The 17263-nt window shown below is 47.8% G+C and carries 16 protein-coding genes; 7 read left to right on the top strand and 9 right to left on the bottom strand.

The window, feature by feature from the left end; genetic code table 11:
* Position 1: 1 nt before the first annotated feature.
* Positions 2 to 655, bottom strand: a complete 654-nt coding sequence (gene queC / locus BUC30_RS07045) for a 7-cyano-7-deazaguanine synthase QueC (protein ID WP_073424186.1) — start codon at positions 653 to 655, stop codon at positions 2 to 4.
* A 114-nt stretch (positions 656 to 769) separates the two neighbouring features.
* Between queC and BUC30_RS15790 the strand changes: the two genes are divergently transcribed.
* Positions 770 to 1933, top strand: a complete 1164-nt coding sequence (locus BUC30_RS15790) for an FISUMP domain-containing protein (RefSeq protein ID WP_083555609.1) — start codon at positions 770 to 772, stop codon at positions 1931 to 1933.
* Positions 1934 to 2032: 99 nt separating this feature from the next.
* Here BUC30_RS15790 and BUC30_RS07030 read toward each other — a convergent pair whose 3' ends face one another.
* A complete protein-coding gene (locus BUC30_RS07030) occupies positions 2033 to 3478 on the bottom strand; it encodes an ATP-binding protein (RefSeq protein WP_073424183.1) in 1446 nt (481 codons plus the stop codon).
* A 180-nt stretch (positions 3479 to 3658) separates the two neighbouring features.
* On the opposite strand from BUC30_RS07030, the gene BUC30_RS07025 reads away from it, so the two are divergent.
* Positions 3659 to 4819 carry a fibrobacter succinogenes major paralogous domain-containing protein gene (locus BUC30_RS07025; RefSeq protein ID WP_073424182.1) on the top strand — a complete coding sequence of 387 codons (1161 nt, stop codon included), beginning with the start codon at positions 3659 to 3661 and terminating at the stop codon, positions 4817 to 4819.
* Between the two features lie 156 nt (positions 4820 to 4975).
* Here the strand turns inward: BUC30_RS07025 and bioD are convergent, their stop codons facing one another.
* The 3 genes from bioD to BUC30_RS07010 all read right to left on the bottom strand — a co-directional run bounded on the left by bioD (position 4976) and on the right by BUC30_RS07010 (position 7835).
* Positions 4976 to 5677 carry a dethiobiotin synthase gene (gene bioD / locus BUC30_RS07020; RefSeq protein WP_073424181.1) on the bottom strand — a complete coding sequence of 234 codons (702 nt, stop codon included), beginning with the start codon at positions 5675 to 5677 and terminating at the stop codon, positions 4976 to 4978.
* Positions 5678 to 5843: 166 nt separating this feature from the next.
* Positions 5844 to 7091, bottom strand: a complete 1248-nt coding sequence (locus tag BUC30_RS07015) for an aminotransferase class I/II-fold pyridoxal phosphate-dependent enzyme (protein WP_073424180.1) — start codon at positions 7089 to 7091, stop codon at positions 5844 to 5846.
* A 3-nt stretch (positions 7092 to 7094) separates the two neighbouring features.
* Entirely contained in the window at positions 7095 to 7835 is a 741-nt protein-coding gene (locus BUC30_RS07010) for a 6-carboxyhexanoate--CoA ligase (RefSeq protein WP_073424179.1), read from the bottom strand.
* Between the two features lie 109 nt (positions 7836 to 7944).
* Here BUC30_RS07010 and BUC30_RS07005 point away from each other — a divergent pair, with 109 nt between their 5' ends.
* The gene (locus tag BUC30_RS07005; protein ID WP_073424178.1) at positions 7945 to 9258 is read left to right on the top strand and encodes a GGDEF domain-containing protein; all 1314 of its coding nucleotides are present in this window, start codon (positions 7945 to 7947) and stop codon (positions 9256 to 9258) included.
* A gap of 7 nt (positions 9259 to 9265) precedes the next feature.
* Here the strand turns inward: BUC30_RS07005 and bioA are convergent, their stop codons facing one another.
* The 3 genes from bioA to BUC30_RS06990 all read right to left on the bottom strand — a co-directional run bounded on the left by bioA (position 9266) and on the right by BUC30_RS06990 (position 11839).
* A complete protein-coding gene (gene bioA / locus BUC30_RS07000) occupies positions 9266 to 10597 on the bottom strand; it encodes an adenosylmethionine--8-amino-7-oxononanoate transaminase (RefSeq protein ID WP_073424692.1) in 1332 nt (443 codons plus the stop codon).
* Between the two features lie 115 nt (positions 10598 to 10712).
* A complete protein-coding gene (locus tag BUC30_RS06995; RefSeq protein WP_014545064.1) occupies positions 10713 to 11294 on the bottom strand; it encodes a flavodoxin family protein in 582 nt (193 codons plus the stop codon).
* The gene (locus BUC30_RS06990) at positions 11291 to 11839 is read right to left on the bottom strand and encodes an RBBP9/YdeN family alpha/beta hydrolase (protein WP_073424177.1); all 549 of its coding nucleotides are present in this window, start codon (positions 11837 to 11839) and stop codon (positions 11291 to 11293) included. The genes BUC30_RS06995 and BUC30_RS06990 overlap by 4 nt, the downstream gene beginning before the upstream one ends.
* Before the next feature lie 235 nt (positions 11840 to 12074).
* On the opposite strand from BUC30_RS06990, the gene BUC30_RS06985 reads away from it, so the two are divergent.
* The 4 genes from BUC30_RS06985 (at position 12075) to BUC30_RS06970 (ending at position 15775) form a co-directional block, all read left to right on the top strand.
* Positions 12075 to 13127 (top strand): glycoside hydrolase family 16 protein, encoded by a 1053-nt coding sequence (locus BUC30_RS06985; protein ID WP_073424176.1) that lies wholly within the window; start codon positions 12075 to 12077, stop codon positions 13125 to 13127.
* Between the two features lie 188 nt (positions 13128 to 13315).
* Entirely contained in the window at positions 13316 to 13795 is a 480-nt protein-coding gene (ssb, locus tag BUC30_RS06980) for a single-stranded DNA-binding protein (RefSeq protein WP_014545067.1), read from the top strand.
* A gap of 14 nt (positions 13796 to 13809) precedes the next feature.
* The gene (locus BUC30_RS06975) at positions 13810 to 14766 is read left to right on the top strand and encodes a hypothetical protein (protein WP_073424175.1); all 957 of its coding nucleotides are present in this window, start codon (positions 13810 to 13812) and stop codon (positions 14764 to 14766) included.
* Positions 14767 to 14785: 19 nt separating this feature from the next.
* On the top strand, positions 14786 to 15775 hold the full coding sequence (locus BUC30_RS06970) for an aspartate-semialdehyde dehydrogenase (RefSeq protein WP_073424174.1): 990 nt from the start codon (positions 14786 to 14788) through the stop codon (positions 15773 to 15775).
* A gap of 194 nt (positions 15776 to 15969) precedes the next feature.
* Here the strand turns inward: BUC30_RS06970 and BUC30_RS06965 are convergent, their stop codons facing one another.
* Positions 15970 to 17247, bottom strand: coding sequence for a hypothetical protein (locus tag BUC30_RS06965; RefSeq protein ID WP_073424173.1), 1278 nt, complete (start codon positions 17245 to 17247; stop codon positions 15970 to 15972).
* Positions 17248 to 17263: the final 16 nt, after the last annotated feature.

Genomic DNA, 17263 nt, shown 5'->3' with positions numbered 1-17263 from the left:
ATTAAGCCTCGTATTCCGTTGTGTCGTTGATGCCCGCTTCGGCGAGAGCAGCCTTGCGTTCCAGGCAGGTTGCGCACTTGCCGCAATGGATTTTGCCGCCCTTGTAACAAGACCAAGTTTCGCTGTAGTCCAAGCCAATCGCCTTACCCTTGCGTGCGATATCCGCCTTGGAAATGTTCGTGTACGGAGCGTCAATCGTGATGTTTGCGTACGTGCCTGCAGAAATCGCTGCCGACATATTCTTCACGAATTCTTCGCGGCAGTCCGGGTAAATCGCATGGTCGCCAAAGTGGTTCGCCATCATGACGCGCTTGAGGTCACGGCTTTCGGCAAGCCCTGCCGCCACAGAAAGCATAATGCCATTGCGGAACGGCACCACCGTCGATTTCATGTTTTCGTCGGCGTAAGTCCCTTCTGGGATAGCATCTGCACCCGAAAGGAGCGACGACGTAAAGTAATCGTGCATGAACTTGAGCGGAATCGTAATGTGCGGAATCCCGAGCTTTTCGCAATGCATGCGCGCAAAAGGAATTTCTTTGTCGTTATGGTTGCTGCCGTAATCAAACGAAACGGCAAGCGCAATATCCGCGGCGCGGTCGTAGAGCAAGGTCACACTGTCCATTCCACCGGACAAGACCAGCAAAGCGTCTTTCATAAAGTCTCCTAGTTTTGTTTAGAGTCAGGATGGGTCTCGAACTGACTATCGCAAAGATAGAAATTTTGCTAAATTGTTTCAATAAAAAAGTTGGGTATATGGACGAGGTTTAGAATGAGAAATTTCAAGTATAGCATTATTGCGTCCATAATCCTATCCATAGCTCTTGCCGCTTGTGGCGGCGACAGCGGTACTTCCGCAAATGATGATGTGGAAAAGTCATCATCGTCTTCTGAAAAGGTCTCCTCTTCTTCTGTCATTCCCGCTTCAAGCGGGAATCGCCCTTCAAGTAGCAGTAAAAAAGGCGATGCCGGAACCCATTCGTCAAGCTCAGGACAGGCTCCGTCCGGCATGACAAGTAGCAGTTCCTCGAAAGTGTCCTCTTCATCGGCGAAGGCAACGTCCTCTTCGTCTGTTAAAGCCGTGTCCTCTTCTTCCTCTGTCATTCCCGCCTCGAGCGGGAATCTCCCTTCATCTTCTAGCAAAAAAGTAGAATCTAGTTCTAGCCAAAAGATAGCCTCGTCGTCTTCTGTATCTCCAGCGTCGAGCTCAAGTAAAAATGTATCCTCCAGTAGCGAGTATGTTCCTTATGACCATAGTACTTGCTTGGCGTGGAACTGGAATATAGAGAAGGACGTTTACAAACAGTTTACCGACCCGCGTAATGGCCGTAGTTACTACTACTATACCGCAGTTTCTTCAAAGACTGGGGAAAAGGTGACCGTTATGGCTGAAAATCTGAATATCGGTGAAATGGTTCTTGGTGAAAATGAACAAAATGACGATACGAAGATTGAACGCTATTGCTACAATAACGATACCACGAATTGTGACAAGTATGGTGGCTTGTACCAGTGGGCCGAAATGATGCAGTTGCCTAGCCGTTGCAATACAGAAAGTTGTTCTGATTATATAAGGCGTAAACATCAAGGTATTTGTCCGGATGGTTGGCGCTTGTTTACTTGGAATGATTACGAGATAATTAGAGATTATAACGATCAATACGGCGATGGAGTAAAAGGCCTTCGTTCGCAGTGTTTTCAAGGAAAAAATACAAGTGGATTCTCCTTAATTGGTGCTGGTCTGAGAAACGTAGATGGCGAATTTGAAAAAATAGATGGATTTGCTGCGTGGTTCCGCCCAGAAGAATATGAAGAAGATAAGGAAATCCGTGCTCATCATGGTTTAATCTCTGCTTTAAATGAAAATCCTGTTTCTAAAAATCATCGAGAATTGAAGGCTAACGGCTTCTCGGTTAGATGTACAAAAATTGAATAAAACTCATTAATGAGTTTAGAAAAATAAAGAACTCCCATGGGTGGGAGTTCTTTTTCGTTACTCTAAAATACCGCTACGCCTAAATCGCTGTCGCCTTCCTTACTTTAGCTTTACGATATCATCAAGATTTACAAGATGGATATTGTGATTCTTGCGAGCCTCGTCGCTAAGTTTTTCCACAAAGCCTGATTCTGAAAAAAGGTAATAGTAAAATTCTGCTTTTTCCTTTTGCGAAGAAAGCTTTACCATCGTATCGAGAAAATCACCGTAGGTAAACGGCTTGCCCTTGAACTTGCATTCACCTACAAGATACTTATCCTTATCTGCAGATATCGCAAGCAGGTCCATTTCCGTTTCTTGAACTTCTGTATCATCGCCACGGCGTACAGTAGTTTTGCCCCACCAGCGTCCCATCCGCTTATAACGGAACGGCAACAGTCCTGATTTCTGCTTTTCTTGGATGAATTCACGACAAACATCTTCAAAAGATAAAGATGCAAACTCGTGCAGAGATGGCTTAACGACATGTTCAAAAACGCCGTCGACATCTCCGCTTTCCAAATCGGAATAGTTGGTAAATACAAAAGCGTACCAGAAACGGAAAAAATTGTCCGTCAAGCGGTAAAGTCCGCGATTCCGATTTCCGACTTCCTTTATGCCGTCATCGACAGAAAATTCACGTTTTACGATAGAAAGTTCTATCAAGTTTTTTAGATAAACGCTTGTTTTTGAGGTGTCATCTATAAGCGATTTCTTGCTGATGTCATTCAACTTGGTTGCCCCAAGTGCAATGGATTCAATGATGGAATTGTAGAGAATTGTTTCTCGTAATTCCTGTCGAAGCAAAAATTCTACCTCGCTATAAAGTGCGCATCCCTTAGTAAGAATATTTCGCTTGATGTTTTCTTCAAGAGACAAGTCCGAATCGAATTGTCGCAAATAATGCGGAATTCCGCCAAGAATAGAGTAGGCGATAATCTTGTCACGGGCGGAATATTTTGGGAAAAACTGCGTTGCATCGTAAAATCCCATAGGTTCCATCTTGAATATTCCCGTAGCCCTTCCATAAAGCGGATTTTTCTCGGCTAGCAATTCCTTTTCGATAAAACTCATTGCGCTGCCGCACAGGACTATCATGATGTTCTCGTCTTTCAGGCGTTCATCCCAAAGGTTTTGTAAAACAGATGGAACGCTGCTGTTGAACTTGCACATGTAAGGGAATTCATCGATAATCAGCAGTTTTTTACGTTTGCCGTAGGGCAACTCCGAGACCGCGCCAATAGCCGCTTCCCAGTCGTCAAATTCGGAGATATATTTCGCCGCAGGAATTTTTTCTTGCAACATCTTCGAAGAAAAGCTGCGTAACTGCAATTTGTCGGACACTTCTCGGCATGAGTAGAACACGTGCGGCTTATCTTTGCAAAATTCATGAAGTGTTTCCGTTTTACCTACGCGCCGGCGTCCGTAAAGCACGACCAATTGTCCGCCTTTGCTTGCGTATCGGTCTTCAAGAAATTGCAATTCCTGTTTTCTGCCAATGAACATATTCTACCCTTCGTTTTGCAATTTACCAAATCACGATTTAGTAAATCACGATTTGGTAATTATTATACATTATTTTTAGCAAAAAAGCAAGGGAAGATTCCTATTTTACGCATGACAGGTGATAAAGCATCTTTATTTATCTATATTGCAGCGCAATTGGGTATATGGACGAGGTTTAGAATGAGAAATTTCAAGTATAGCATTATTGCGTCCATAATCCTTTCCGTAGCTCTTGCTGCTTGTGGCGGCGACAGCGGTACTTCCCCTTCTGATGTCATCCAGGATTCCGTTCCGGGATCGCCATCTAGTTCCAGCGTTAAGAAGTCGTCATCGTCTAGTGTCATCCGGAGCAGCAGTTCCGTCATCCAGAGCGGCGATAGCCACGAAGGATCCAGTAACAGTAAACGGTCAAGTAGCAGTTCCTCGAAGGTTTCCTCTTCATCGGCGAAGGCAACGTCCTCTTCGTCATCTGCAAAGATCGTCTCGTCATCCTCGAAGCGTAGCGAAGGGGATCCATCCAGTTCTAGCCAAAAGATTGTCTCGTCATCTTCTGTCGCTCCTGCATCTAGCTCAAGTAAAAAAGTTGAGTCCTCCAGCAGCGAATATGTTCCGTTTGATCATTCAAAGACGCATGCTGCAGATTGGGAAATCGGTGAAAATCGCTATAAGACTTTTGTTGATCCTCGTAATGGGCGAAGCTATTATTATATCACTATTCCAGGGCGTGTCTTTAAAGAAATGGGTGCTAATGGTAAAGCCATTTGGACTGAGGATACTGTTACCGTCATGGCTGAAAATTTGAATATTGGTAAGATGGTTCTTGGCGAAAATGATCAGAATGATGATGGCGAAATAGAACGCTATTGCTATAATAATGATACAACGTATTGTGATGAATTCGGGGGCCTTTACCAGTGGGCGGAAATGATGCAACTGCCGAGCCGTTGCAATACTGAAAGTTGCGCCGAATTAATACAAGAGAATCATCGAGGAATTTGCCCGGAAGGTTGGCGGTTAATGACTTATGATGATTACAAAATTATAGAAAATGCAGATGGCAATGAAGAACATGGTATTGCAGGACTGCGTTCTGGATACCGCTTTAGTGGCTACAATACTACAGGTTTTTCCCTTGTTGGTGCGGGAAAAAGAGAAAAAAATGGCAAGTTTAGTAGACTGGAAGAAGTTGCTTATTGGTTTTATCCGTTAGAAGATGACTATGATCGTTCGATATATGCTCATTTTGCATATATTGCTATGTCGGGTGCTTACGGAGTAGGCGCTGATAATGGCGATGAAAAAACATACGGCCTGTCCGTCCGTTGTGTAAAACTCGAATAATTTCCCTTATAAAATATTAAGGCGGATTATGCATCCGCCTTCCTTGCGTTATTCTTCTTCGAGGCTTGACAGCTGCGAAAATCAAATGCGAGTCTGCAAGCTGTCTCTCGCTTGATTTCCTTGCTTGTCATTCCGGCTTTGTGTCGGAATTTTTTGTTAAAACGTATCGACGCCTAAATCGGTGTCGCCGTCCTTGACTTTTGCAAGAATTTTAAGCCCCGTCAAGTCCTGCATCATGCGGATATTGTCATCTTCCATTTCAAAATTGCCGCTACAGCCGTAACGGTTCACGATAATTCCACGGATATCTAGGCCGCGACTACGAGCGTATTCTATAGTGAGCACGCAAGCGTTGATGGAGCCGAGCGCAGCCTTCGTTACGATAAGCAGCGGAAGCTTGAGCGTCTTGATGATATCTTCGAGGAAAATTTTCTGGTCATCATAGCGGATGGGGCAAATGATTCCCCCGCTACCTTCGGCAAAGATGAATTCGTGGCGGGAGCAGGCTGCGTTAAAGTCCGCCTGAACTTTCGAAAGTTCAACGGGATTGCCTTCTTTTTGTGCGGCCAGATGCGGCGAAACAGCCTCTTTGTAAACGTAACTGACGAGCTGTTCTTGCGAGTCCGGGAGATTTGCAATGCGCTTGACGTAATCAGCGTCGCCCGCAATCCACTTGCCATCACGGAGTTCAGCACCACTAAGAGCCGCCTTGTAATAGCCCGCGTCAATGCCGGAGTCACGCCATTTTTTTACCAAAAGAGCCGTGATAAAAGTTTTACCGACATCCGTACCCGTCGCCGTAACGAAATAACCTTTGTGTTTAGACGAGAGATTAGAGACGAGAGATTTTTTTGACACATATTTACCTTACTTTGTCATCCTGAGCTGTCATCCTCGAAGCGAAAGCGTAGGGGAACCATTATTTCTCGTTCTACATTTGCGACGGGATTTTCACTGGATTCCCTCCCCTATCGTGCTACGCACTCCAGGGTCGAGAATGACGATTAAAGTTTCAAATGAGATACTAGTTCGTTGATTTTATGATTTGAGCAATTGCTGTCGCGGCAGTTTGAAGTTCTTCTTTTGTATGCGTTGCCATGAGGCTTGCGCGTAAACGTGCCTGCCCTTTTGCAACCGTCGGATAACGGATTGCAGGAATCAAGACGCCCTCATTCTGGAGTGTTTCCGAAATCCGCAAAGCCTTTGCCTCATCCCCAATGATAATCGGGATAATCGCCGATTCCGTCTGCGGAACTTGCAACCCATGCAAGCGCAAAGCATCGCAAAAGAATTTCACGTTGTCACGCAATTGCTGAACACGTTCCGGATGCGCATCAATGAACTGCAAATTGCGGAGTGCAGCCGCCGCTACCGCAGGGGCCATCGCTGTCGTGAAAATGAAACTGCGAGACTTGTTTTTCAAGAATTCAATCAACTGCTTGGAACCGGCGACAAAGCCGCCTTCGGCGGCCACGGCCTTGCTCAAAGTTCCGACGGTCACATCGGCATGTTCACAATTGTAATGTTCCGCAAGTCCACGCCCCGTGCGCCCAAGGACGCCCGTGGCATGCGCCTCATCAATCATGAGCAACACGCCATGCGCTTTCGCAATCCGCAAGAGTTCCGGCAAATTCGCCAAATCGCCATCCATGCTGAAAACAGCATCCGTCACAATGAGCCCGCGGAAAGGCCGCGCAACTTGTTTCGCATTTCCCGCATCATTTAAAGCGGCGCTTGCCGATGCGCTTTGTGCAAAGAATTCAGCCTTGGCTGCCTCAATCGCGCGTTCCAAATCCGCCATGTCATTGTGCTTATACACAAAGCATTTTGCGCGCGACAGGCGAATGCCATCAATGATGCTTGCGTGGTTCAGTTCGTCGCTGAAAATAAAATCGTTCTTGCCACACAACGCAGAAATCGTTCCCACGTTCGCCATGTAGCCCGTATTGAACGCGATAGCCGCCTCTTCGCCTTTGAACTTTGCAATAAACTCTTCGAGTTCATCGTGCGGAGTCTTGTTGCCGGTCGTGAGGCGAGCGCCACCGCTCCCCGTTCCCCATTCAAGGACCGCATCCGCCATCGCCTGCTTGAGTTCAGGAACGTTCGCCAAATCCAAGTAAGAATTCGAAGCGAGCAAAACCGTATCCTTACCCGCAATCGTCACATGTGATGCTTCTGGCGACGAAATGTGACGCAACGTGCGGTACGTATTGTTCGCACGCGCCGCTTCAAGCGCATCTTTCGTGAAAAAGTCTAAAATTCGTTCGTTCATTTTTTACTTCTGAATTTCCACGAGTACTTTCTTTTTCTGCAAGTACTCGATGCATTCTTCGGCGGAGGCTTTTCGAGAATCAAACAAGAAAATGCGGCCTCCGTTTTCGTCGCCCATTTCCTTCATCTTCATAATGCGAACGTAACCGAGTTCCTTGCTCGCAACATAGCCCGTCACATAATTTGGGTCATCGCTCACGCAGAATTCCGCCACCATACCCGGTGCATTCGCCACCTTGGTCGCAAGGACGATCGCTTCGTTAAAATGGTTCTTGCAGCCATCGACTTCGCTCGAATGAAGCGCATCCATATACGTCGCACGGACACCGCGTTCTTTATCAGGTTCCAAGCGGTTTCCCGTTGCAATGTCATAAAGCATCGCCCCACGCATCGGGAACGTCTCGCGCAAGAGTTCAGGAAGTTTTTCGCGAATGCCGGCGGCGGCTTCACCAACCAACTCAAACGCCTTTTCCAACCCTTCCTGCCACGTTTCCACATCCACGCGCGTTACAGGGAGCGATTTCAAGACCTGAATATCGCTTTCGTGAACCTTTTCAATTTTCACATTGATAAAATCCGGGTCGCCTTTGGAATGATTCATCGCACGGCGCACCATCGCCGCACACACAGCTTCCACGGAATCACGACCAACAATACGTTCAGCACCGGAAATATGCTGTTCATGGGAGTTTTCGCCTTCGCCAACATGCTGCGAGGCTCGCATTTTTAAACTGTAGTAATCCATAAGAGCCTTCTTTTACGCGCCACAATTTAGAAAAAAGGTCTTTATTTTTTCATTGAAATGAATATATTTTTGCTAGTAACGGGAGTAATGACTTTTCTTGGTAACTGATATGGGTGATTGCAAAAAGTTTATCGCGGACTTTCCTGTGGACTCTGCGGAGTTTTTCACAGCTATAACTTACGCCACATCTGAACTGTACATTTCAATGCATGTACTTGATCTTGAGAATAATACAGCGTTTCCTATCAAGACCAACGAATTCATCGATAAGTTCATGAAATGCGGCAGCACCCTACAGGATAGTATTACCAATATCATGGTGAACCTTGCATGCCCAGAAAGCGTTTCAACCATCAGGAATTTTACGATCCTTTCAACATTGTCGGAACGCATGAAGAATGCAAATGTTATTTCCGAAATTTTTCACGGAAAAATTCACGGTTGGAGTAAGGCTATGTTTGTACGCGTTGGTGATGACAAGCCACTACGTCGAGTCCTGTACGTTGTCGAAAACGTGAATGCGCAAATGACAAAGCTGGAACAAGAGAAAGAGCTCTTGGAGCAGAACCGCAAACAACAAAATATGATCAATGCGCTCATGAACGGATACGCCTCTGTAGTCGGAGTTGATTTTGTCACAGAAAAGGTGGAATTTTTCCGCACAAGCGATCGAATCAAAAGTGCTCTTGGTTTCATGAAAGAACCGCCTCCGTTCAAGATCCTTGTTGAAAAACTTATCAATACGGCTGTACACGAAGAGGATCGAAAAAGTATCCGAGAAGTGGCTGATGAGTCCTATATTAAGGAATACTTGCCAGTTGGCAATAGTTTGTCAAAAATATTTCACAACGAAGTCGGCCATTATGTTGAAATGAAAATTGTGCGAACCGGCGAAGAAACAACTGTGTTCGGTTTCACCGACAAAAATAACGAAATCACGGAAATAAACGATAAAATCTACAGGGATTCGTTGACTCAAGTGATGAACCGCAAGTATTTTGATGATAAACTATCATCGCGTAATAGTCAAGCCGTCGTAATGGCTGATATTGACTTTTTCAAAGATGTTAATGACAATTACGGCCACCAGTGTGGTGATGCCGCCCTTGCTGCCGTTGCATCGATACTGAATTCATCTGTTCGTAATTTGGACCGTGTAGTACGTTATGGTGGCGACGAATTTTTAATCTCGTTCAAGGGTATTACTCATGAAGTACTGAGAAACAGACTTGAACAGATGCGCGCTCGGGCAGAAAAAATTAAACTGCAAGATTACCCTGATGTAAAGTTAACAATGAGCTTTGGCGGAACATTCGGAGACGGAATTGTTTCAGACATGCTCTCCTTTGCCGACAAGGCGCTCTACGTATCAAAGAAAAAACGGAACTGTGTGACCTTAGTTCCGTTTGAAGAAAAAATTTAAGTTGTATTTACTCGTGGAATCCGTCTTCGCCATCTACAATCGGTGCGGGTTCGCATTTTCCAATTATCTTAATTGCTTCGCAAATGCGGTCCACTTCAGCATCGCTCGTGATGAACGGCGGCATCGTATAGACGTAATTGCAGAACGGACGTAACCACACGCCAGTTTCTTTGATGACTTTCAAAATATCTTCTGCACTTGGCTTTGCCTTGAGTTCCAAAACGCCAATTGCACCGAGCACACGCACGTCCGCCGCATTTTCAAGCGAACGGAGCGGTTCCAAATTCGCCTTTAAGCGCTTTTCAATACGCGCCACGCTTGATGCATAATCGCGACTTTCAAACAGCGAAAGCGAAGCAATCCCAGCCGCGCACGCGAGCGGGTTTGCCATGTATGTCGGGCCATGCATAAATGCCGGAATCTTGCTATTCGTAATCGTGTCAGCGACCTTCTCGGATGCGACACAAGCGGCCATCGTAATGCTACCGCCCGTAAGCGCCTTGCCGATGCACATAATGTCCGGCTTTATAAAGTTGGCGCAATCCTGTGTAGCGGTATGCATCATTGCAAATCGCGGGCCCGTGCGATAAAATCCAGACGCAATTTCATCCAAAATAAGCAAGATGCCATAGCGGTCACAAAGCTCGCGGAGACGCCTGAGGTAACCCGCATTGTAAAGCCACATGCCGTTTCCGCCCTGGAAAACAGGCTCGCAAATGACTGCCGCAATTTCATCTTTATGCTCTTCGACAACGCGTTCCATCGATGCAAAATCGCTATCGTCCCAATCGCTATCAAAACGGCAATTCGGACGTTCCGCAAAGTAATGGTGCGGCATGATTCCGCGGAAAAGCACATGCATGCCGTCAGGATCGCTCAAAGCCATTGCCCCTGCTGTATCGCCGTGGTAGCCGCCCTTCAAGGCAACCAACTTACAGCGCTCCGGGCGACCCAGCGAATGCTGGTACTGCACCGCCATCTTGGCGGCGCATTCCACGGCGATGCTTCCCGAATCAGCAAAGAAAATCTTGTTCAAGCCTTCGGGCAAAAAGTTCACCAACTTTTCGCCAAGTTCAATTGCAGGCTCGTGCGTAAAACCGCCGAACATCACGTGGCACATCTTTTCGCTTTGCTTGCGAATCGCTTCAACAATTTCAGGAGCGTTATGCCCGTGAGCCATGCACCACCAGCTCGATACGGCATCAATCAGTTTCAATCCGTCGGCGGTTTCAATCGTCGTTCCGTGAGCCGACTTTGCAAGGAATCTTGCGGGAATATTTTTCAGCGCAGCATACGGGTGCCACAAATGCTCGCTGTCGAAATTCAATAGCGTATTCATTTGCGGCGCAATATAGAAAATTGCGCGGGCATTCCCACGCGACTTCTCGTAATTAAAAGTGCCGCGCGGCACTTCCCGGCGGCATCTCGAAACAGCGCAGAGTCTCGCGAAGTTTCTATCGAATGAAATTGGTGTAGACTTTCTGCTTGGCGTCAGGCTGCGTCACGCCCGCCTGCTTGCCCGCATCAATGCTCTTGAGGAGCCATGCCATATTGCGGCCCAGTTCCTTCATAATCTGCACGCCTTCTTCGTCTTTCAGCACATCTTCCGGATTTGATCCATGAACCATGTTCCAATAGCGCGAAGTCACGAGCGGTTGTTGCGCATAAGTCGGGTACTTGTTGAGCACATCGAGAGTTGCGGTCGTCCCTGCACGACGTGCAGAAACCACGTTTGCCGCCGGCTTGAACAGCAGATTTGCTTCTGCGATACCGTAAAGACGGTCGAGGAACATCAACATTTCACCACTCGGAGAGGCGTAATAAACCGGAGAACCGTAAACAACGCCGTCCGCCGTTTCCAAGAGTTCCTTGGCTTCGTGGACAACTTCGTTCACCTCGCCCTTGAGCACTCGCCCACCGACAAACACGATTTTCGTCTCGATCCCTGCAGCCTTGAGCTGGTTTGCGACGATGTTCAGAGCCGTATAAGTGCAGCCATTTTCGCGACGGCTACCGTTAAACAAGATGACCTTCATTTTAGAACCTCCGTTGATTCAAATTCTGCAAGGAATTTACGCCCCTGTTCCCATTCACCGAGATCGGAATCCGAATTGATATGTCCAAGAGCACCTGCGTTAAACAGCTTTACGCCCCAAGCGTTGGCAAAAAATTCAGAACGTTCCATCGAGACAAACGGGTCGTTTTCACTTGCCACGACACACGCCGGAATCGGCAGTTTTTCAAGCGGCATCGGCGCAAAGTTCCCAATAAGTTCTACGTTATCCACATCACTTGGCGAAACGAGGAATGCCCCCTTGATGTACGGCGGAACGCCACCTTGCGATTTCGCCTTCAAAAGATAGTTGACCGTCGTACAGACGCCCAAGCTATGCGCCACAAGAATCGTATCCGCATTCAACTGCTGGATGCACTTGTCCAAAGTCTCGACCCAGTCCGCTTTCTCGGGATGGTCCCAACAGCGCTGGATGACGCGCGTTGCATTCGGCAAGCTCTTTTCCCAGAAGCTCTGCCAGTGTTTCGGTCCGGAATTATTCAATCCAGGAACAATCAAGTAATTCATTATCGCCTCTTTTCCTACCAAATTAGTATAAAAATTAAATTACTTTCCCGTTAAAAAATGAATTTACGGCAAATTTCACCCAAATCCGCACTTTTTCAGCACAGCACACTCGCACACTCGATACAGTTAATTTTTTAATACATTCTATTTTATTGGTTATTCAATTTCGCTAACTTATCTTTATCTTCGGTTAAATGGGATTCTGTTTTGTACAGAAACTTCATGGAGATAAAATATGAACATCAAGAAAACTGCAGTCAAGAGCGCTCTCGCCGTAGCAGCCGCCGCAGCAGCCCTCACCACCAATGTTAGCGCAAAGGATTTTAGCGGTGCCGAACTCTACACGTTAGAAGAAGTTCAGTACGGTAAGTTTGAAGCCCGTATGAAGATGGCAGCCGCATCGGGAACGGTCAGTTCCATGTTCCTCTACCAGAATGGCTCCGAAATCGCTGATGGAAGGCCCTGGGTAGAAGTGGATATCGAAGTTCTCGGCAAGAATCCGGGCAGTTTCCAGTCCAACATCATTACCGGTAAGGCCGGCGCACAGAAGACTAGCGAAAAGCACCATGCCGTTAGCCCCGCCGCCGATCAGGCTTTCCACACCTACGGTCTCGAATGGACTCCGAATTACGTCCGCTGGACTGTTGACGGTCAGGAAGTCCGCAAGACGGAAGGTGGCCAGGTTTCCAACTTGACAGGTACACAGGGACTCCGTTTTAACCTTTGGTCGTCTGAGAGTGCGGCTTGGGTTGGCCAGTTCGATGAATCGAAGCTTCCGCTTTTCCAGTTCATCAACTGGGTCAAGGTTTATAAGTACACGCCGGGCCAGGGCGAAGGCGGCAGCGACTTTACGCTCGACTGGACCGACAATTTCGACACGTTCGATGGCTCCCGCTGGGGCAAGGGTGACTGGACATTCGATGGCAACCGCGTCGACCTCACCGATAAGAACATCTACTCAAGAGACGGCATGTTGATCCTCGCCCTCACCCGCAAAGGTCAGGAAAGCTTCAACGGTCAGGTTCCGAAAGATGACGAACCGGCTCCGCAATCTTCTAGCAGCACTCCGGTATCTTCGAGCAGTGTTCCGGCAAGCTCCTCCTCTAGCGTCCCGGTCTCTTCGAGCAGCGAAATCATTCCGCCGAGCTCCTCGAGCGCCACAAACGCCATCCACGGAATGCGTACGACTCCGGCAGTTGCAAAGGATCGTCGCGGTCTTGTGAACGCCAAGGGCGCCAGGGTGAATCCGAACGGTCACAAGCGCTATCGCGTGAACTTTGAATTCTAATCGTGTCAGTTTCTCTTTATAATTCTCCTTATCGTAAAAGCCATGTGGTTTACTCCACATGGTTTTTTGTTAAGTCCACTAAAATTAGGGGAATTTCGCCAATTTTTTTGAATTTTGACACTAAAATGTCAAACTAGATTTTGTATTTTTGATTTCGAAATTTTTAAAAATTAAAATAGGATAATTATATGGCTTATTTGAATAAGGTTATGCTCATCGGTAATATCGGTAAGGATCCGGAAGTTCGCGTCAATCCCAACGGCGGTCGCAAGCGCGTTTCTTTCTCACTCGCCACTTCTCGTCGCTATCGTGACAACAACGGCGAACAGAAGGAACAGACCGACTGGCATAACATCATTGGCTGGGGCAAAATCGCAGATATCGTTGAACAGCTTGGTATTCGCAAGGGCATGAGCCTCTATGTTGAAGGTTCCCTCACCAACCGCAGCTGGACCGACCAGACAAGCGGTCAGAAGCGCTATGTCACAGAAATCAACATGGACACGTTCCAGCTCCTCACTCCGCGCGGCCAGGGTGGCGCTCCGGGTGCAGGTGGTTTCAGCCAGGCAAACAGCTACCAGCCCAACAGCTTTAACGGCATGCAGCAGAATAGCGCTCCGGCATACGATGCAGGCATGGCAGAAGACGACGTCGATCTTCCGTTCTAATCAAGACTATCTGAATGAATCAAGGAATTGCAGAAATAACGCTTATCTACGGGCTGCCGCTTGGAATATCGTTTGTAACGCTATTCGCCACGGCAACTAGTCCTGGGCGTCATACGAAGGTCATCGGAGCCATTCTATCGACTCTCACGATCGTTATAGACTGCTTGTTCTATTTCGTAAAGAATACCATCATCCTTCAAAATGTCGAAGGTGGTATTCTGCTGTCGTTCTTTTTGCTTTTCTTGTTCAGCATCTTTTGCATCGTACAAAGCGAAGAATGGTCCACTCGTGCTTCGTTCTTGCTGTTCTCCATGTGCATGCTCATTGGCTGCATTGGTACGGCATGTTACGAACGTCCGACCCTGGTGCTGACGTCTTCCTATTCGCCGACTGACTTGGTAACGCACAACAAAAAGTACGAAGACTACATTTCGTCTTTTGATAATGCGAACAGCGGAAGCAAGGAACCGGAAGCGGTAAGCGTCGCTGCAAAGAACAGCAACAAGTCTGCTAGCGATGATATTGATGAGGATGTTGAACTCGCTCCTGAAGTCATGGATCGTCTTGACACTTATGCAGACAAGGCGGAATCGGTCATCGACAAGATGTTCGATATCATGCGTTCTATAGATTCCTTCGAACCGCTGGAACAAAACGCAAGCGAAATGGAGCGCGAAAAGAGAAGCCAGCAAGCCCTCGCCATCAACAACAAGGCGACATTGCTGAACCGTAAAGCCATTGGAATTTTCCACCCGATGGCGGCACGCGAAGCTCATTCAGAACTGGTACAAGCGTCTGAAACAATCCGTAGTGCTTCACACACTTTGTATTCATACTGCCTTCTGGAAGACCCGCAAGAAGCGATGAAGAAATACACACAAGCGCGCGACTTGATTGTGATAGCCAAAAGGCATATTGAAAAATTCAACAAGATCATTCAAAATTTAACGAACACTCAACCTCAACAATAAGAAAACAAAGGTTAAATCTATGATTCGTAACGTAGCGATCATGGGCGCCACTGGCGCAGTAGGTCAAGAACTCCTCAAGATTCTTGAACAACGTAACTTCCCGCTTCAGAACTTGAAGCTCCTCGCCTCCGAACGCAGTGTCGGCCGTGAATATGAATTCAAGGGCGAAAAGCTCAAAGTTGAACTGACTTGCAAGGACGCTTTCAAGAACGTTGACCTCGTGCTCTCTTCTGCAGGCGCAAGCGTTTCCAAGGAATTCGCTCCGATTGCTGTTGACGCAGGCGCAGTCGTCGTCGACAACACGAGCTTCTTCCGCATGGACCCGAACGTTCCGCTCGTTGTCCCGGAAGTGAACCCGGAAGACATCAAGCTCCACAAGGGCATCATCGCTAACCCGAACTGCACGACCATCATGATGGTTGTCGCTCTCAAGCCGATCAATGACTTGAGCAAAATCAAGACTATCCACGTTTCCTCTTACCAGAGCGCAAGCGGTGCCGGTGCAACGGGCATGGCTGAACTCAAGCAGCAGTACCAGGAAATCGTTGAAGGCAAGCCGGTCACCGTGAAGAAGTTCGCACACCAGCTCGCATACAACCTCATTCCGCACATCGACGTGTTCACCGACAACGGCTACACGAAGGAAGAAATGAAGATGTTCAACGAAACGCAGAAGATCATGCACAGCGACGTCCGCTGCGCTGCTACCTGCGTCCGCGTTTCTGCTCTCCGCTGCCATTCCGAAGCTATCAGCTTCGAAACGGAACGCGCACTCTCTGTTGAAGAAGTCCGCAACGCTATCAAGAACGGCGAAGGCCTCCAGCTCTGCGACGATCCGGCAAACAACGTTTATCCGATGCCGCTCAACCTCATGGGCACTGACGACGTTTACGTTGGCCGTATCCGCAAGGACCTCGCTTGCGATAACGGCATGAACATCTGGATTGTTGGCGACCAGATCCGCAAGGGTGCTGCACTCAACGCTGTCCAGATTGCAGAACGCCTCTAATCGCGATTGCACTCCAGCCAAAGGCTGGGGAATGCTTTTAAAAAAGAGTCTAGCTTTTGCTAGGCTCTTTTTTTGCATGTCATCCCGGCCCCAGTGCCGGGATCGCCATTATACAACAGCGCCTCCCATTCGGGAGGCGCTGTTGTTTATTTTGTGGAGATTCCCACTCAAGGCGGGAATGACAATCCTAGCAATTAGAAGCGGACCATCGCACTGAAGTCGATGAACGTTCCATCAGCCTGGAAGTAGTTGCCAAGACCCGTGAAGAGCTTTTCGCCGAGACCAAGTTCAACAGCGAGGAAGTCCTTGTACTGGTAACGGAAACCGATAGAAGCATTGACGGCATCCATCTTGTCCATCATCTTGGAATAATCGGCATTCTTATTCTTCACATAACGGAATGCAACCCAGTCATAACCGACTTCACCGTAGAACATTAAGTTCTTGCTTTCGCCAACGAAAACTTCACCCATCATGCTCGGCTGGAGAACGGCGGTAAGGGCGTACATGTCAACCGGATCATCAAAGTTTCTGTAAGAGAAGATTGCTGCGGCACCGAGAAGAATGCGAGCATTTTCGTTTTCAAGAACGGAGAGACCGCCACGGATGTACGGAGCGAGATCCCAGTAAGAAGGAATCGGGGTGCCCGGTTGCTTTACATCGCCATCGATTTCCGTTTCATTATTGAAGCTGACGAATCGTGCACCGAGAGTCCAGGTAAAGTTCTTGGCAGTCGGAGCGTTGGTCAAGCTGAGGCCGACCGTGAGGCTGTCAAAGCGGTCTTCGGTTTCTGCACCAAGATCCGGATCAGTGTGGGTCTGAGTCTTCGTAGTGAGCCAGTCCACATTTGCAGCAATGTTCATGCCCAAGAAGCTCTTGGCGATAGCTGCTGCCCAGTCATCACCACCAAAGGTCTTCGATTTAACGCCAGGTGCAACTTCATCACCTTCAACGTTCTGTGTTACAGTACCGTCGTTGCTGACGCGGTCACGACCAAGACCTGCTCTGACATAGAAGCCAAAGCCCGGAGCGGCGTAACCGAGAGTGAGACGACCGAGCTGGCTGTCATCATACGGAGCCTTGCTAATGTCAAATGCGGTGAAGAAAGAACCGAGAGAAACAATGCCAAGCTTGTTGGTCGGTTCAATGTAGAAGAACTTGCGGTTTGCAAACAAGTTCGGGAAATCGAGCAAGAGGTCCGTATTGTTTGCTGCGGCCATGTTGCGGTTTCTGTTGTAGGACTTGCCGTGCAAGATGGCATTGAACGGAGTTCTTCTGGATTCCTTCGGAATTTCCGGAGCAACGAAAGGAACCGGAGCTGTGAGGCTTTCAGAAGAAGCAGCCTGTTCTTCCTGCTGCTGGAGCTGCTGTTCGCTATAGGACGGAGCGGTCGTAGCGGATTCAGAAGCTTCCTGTGCAAAAGCGACACCGAAGCTAACGAGGCCAATGCCAAACATCGTTTTCAAATTCATAGTCTTTCCTTGTAAT

This window comes from Fibrobacter sp. UWB7, from assembly GCF_900142945.1.
GTDB lineage: Bacteria > Fibrobacterota > Fibrobacteria > Fibrobacterales > Fibrobacteraceae > Fibrobacter.
The sequence above is the reverse complement of the archived record's forward strand: the minus strand, read 5'-3'. Positions and strand labels throughout refer to the sequence as shown.

What these genes read in the sequence shown, in the direction of transcription:
- queC (WP_073424186.1), bottom strand. Translation starts at nt 655, where the DNA reads ATGAAAGACGCTTTGCTGGTCTTGTCCGGTGGAATGGACAGTGTGACC.
- BUC30_RS15790 (WP_083555609.1), top strand. Translation starts at nt 770, where the DNA reads ATGAGAAATTTCAAGTATAGCATTATTGCGTCCATAATCCTATCCATA.
- BUC30_RS07030 (WP_073424183.1), bottom strand. Translation starts at nt 3,478, where the DNA reads ATGTTCATTGGCAGAAAACAGGAATTGCAATTTCTTGAAGACCGATAC.
- BUC30_RS07025 (WP_073424182.1), top strand. Translation starts at nt 3,659, where the DNA reads ATGAGAAATTTCAAGTATAGCATTATTGCGTCCATAATCCTTTCCGTA.
- BUC30_RS07015 (WP_073424180.1), bottom strand. Translation starts at nt 7,091, where the DNA reads ATGAACGAACGAATTTTAGACTTTTTCACGAAAGATGCGCTTGAAGCG.
- BUC30_RS07010 (WP_073424179.1), bottom strand. Translation starts at nt 7,835, where the DNA reads ATGGATTACTACAGTTTAAAAATGCGAGCCTCGCAGCATGTTGGCGAA.
- BUC30_RS07005 (WP_073424178.1), top strand. Translation starts at nt 7,945, where the DNA reads ATGGGTGATTGCAAAAAGTTTATCGCGGACTTTCCTGTGGACTCTGCG.
- bioA (WP_073424692.1), bottom strand. Translation starts at nt 10,597, where the DNA reads ATGAATACGCTATTGAATTTCGACAGCGAGCATTTGTGGCACCCGTAT.
- BUC30_RS06995 (WP_014545064.1), bottom strand. Translation starts at nt 11,294, where the DNA reads ATGAAGGTCATCTTGTTTAACGGTAGCCGTCGCGAAAATGGCTGCACT.
- BUC30_RS06990 (WP_073424177.1), bottom strand. Translation starts at nt 11,839, where the DNA reads ATGAATTACTTGATTGTTCCTGGATTGAATAATTCCGGACCGAAACAC.
- BUC30_RS06985 (WP_073424176.1), top strand. Translation starts at nt 12,075, where the DNA reads ATGAACATCAAGAAAACTGCAGTCAAGAGCGCTCTCGCCGTAGCAGCC.
- ssb (WP_014545067.1), top strand. Translation starts at nt 13,316, where the DNA reads ATGGCTTATTTGAATAAGGTTATGCTCATCGGTAATATCGGTAAGGAT.
- BUC30_RS06975 (WP_073424175.1), top strand. Translation starts at nt 13,810, where the DNA reads ATGAATCAAGGAATTGCAGAAATAACGCTTATCTACGGGCTGCCGCTT.
- BUC30_RS06970 (WP_073424174.1), top strand. Translation starts at nt 14,786, where the DNA reads ATGATTCGTAACGTAGCGATCATGGGCGCCACTGGCGCAGTAGGTCAA.
- BUC30_RS06965 (WP_073424173.1), bottom strand. Translation starts at nt 17,247, where the DNA reads ATGAATTTGAAAACGATGTTTGGCATTGGCCTCGTTAGCTTCGGTGTC.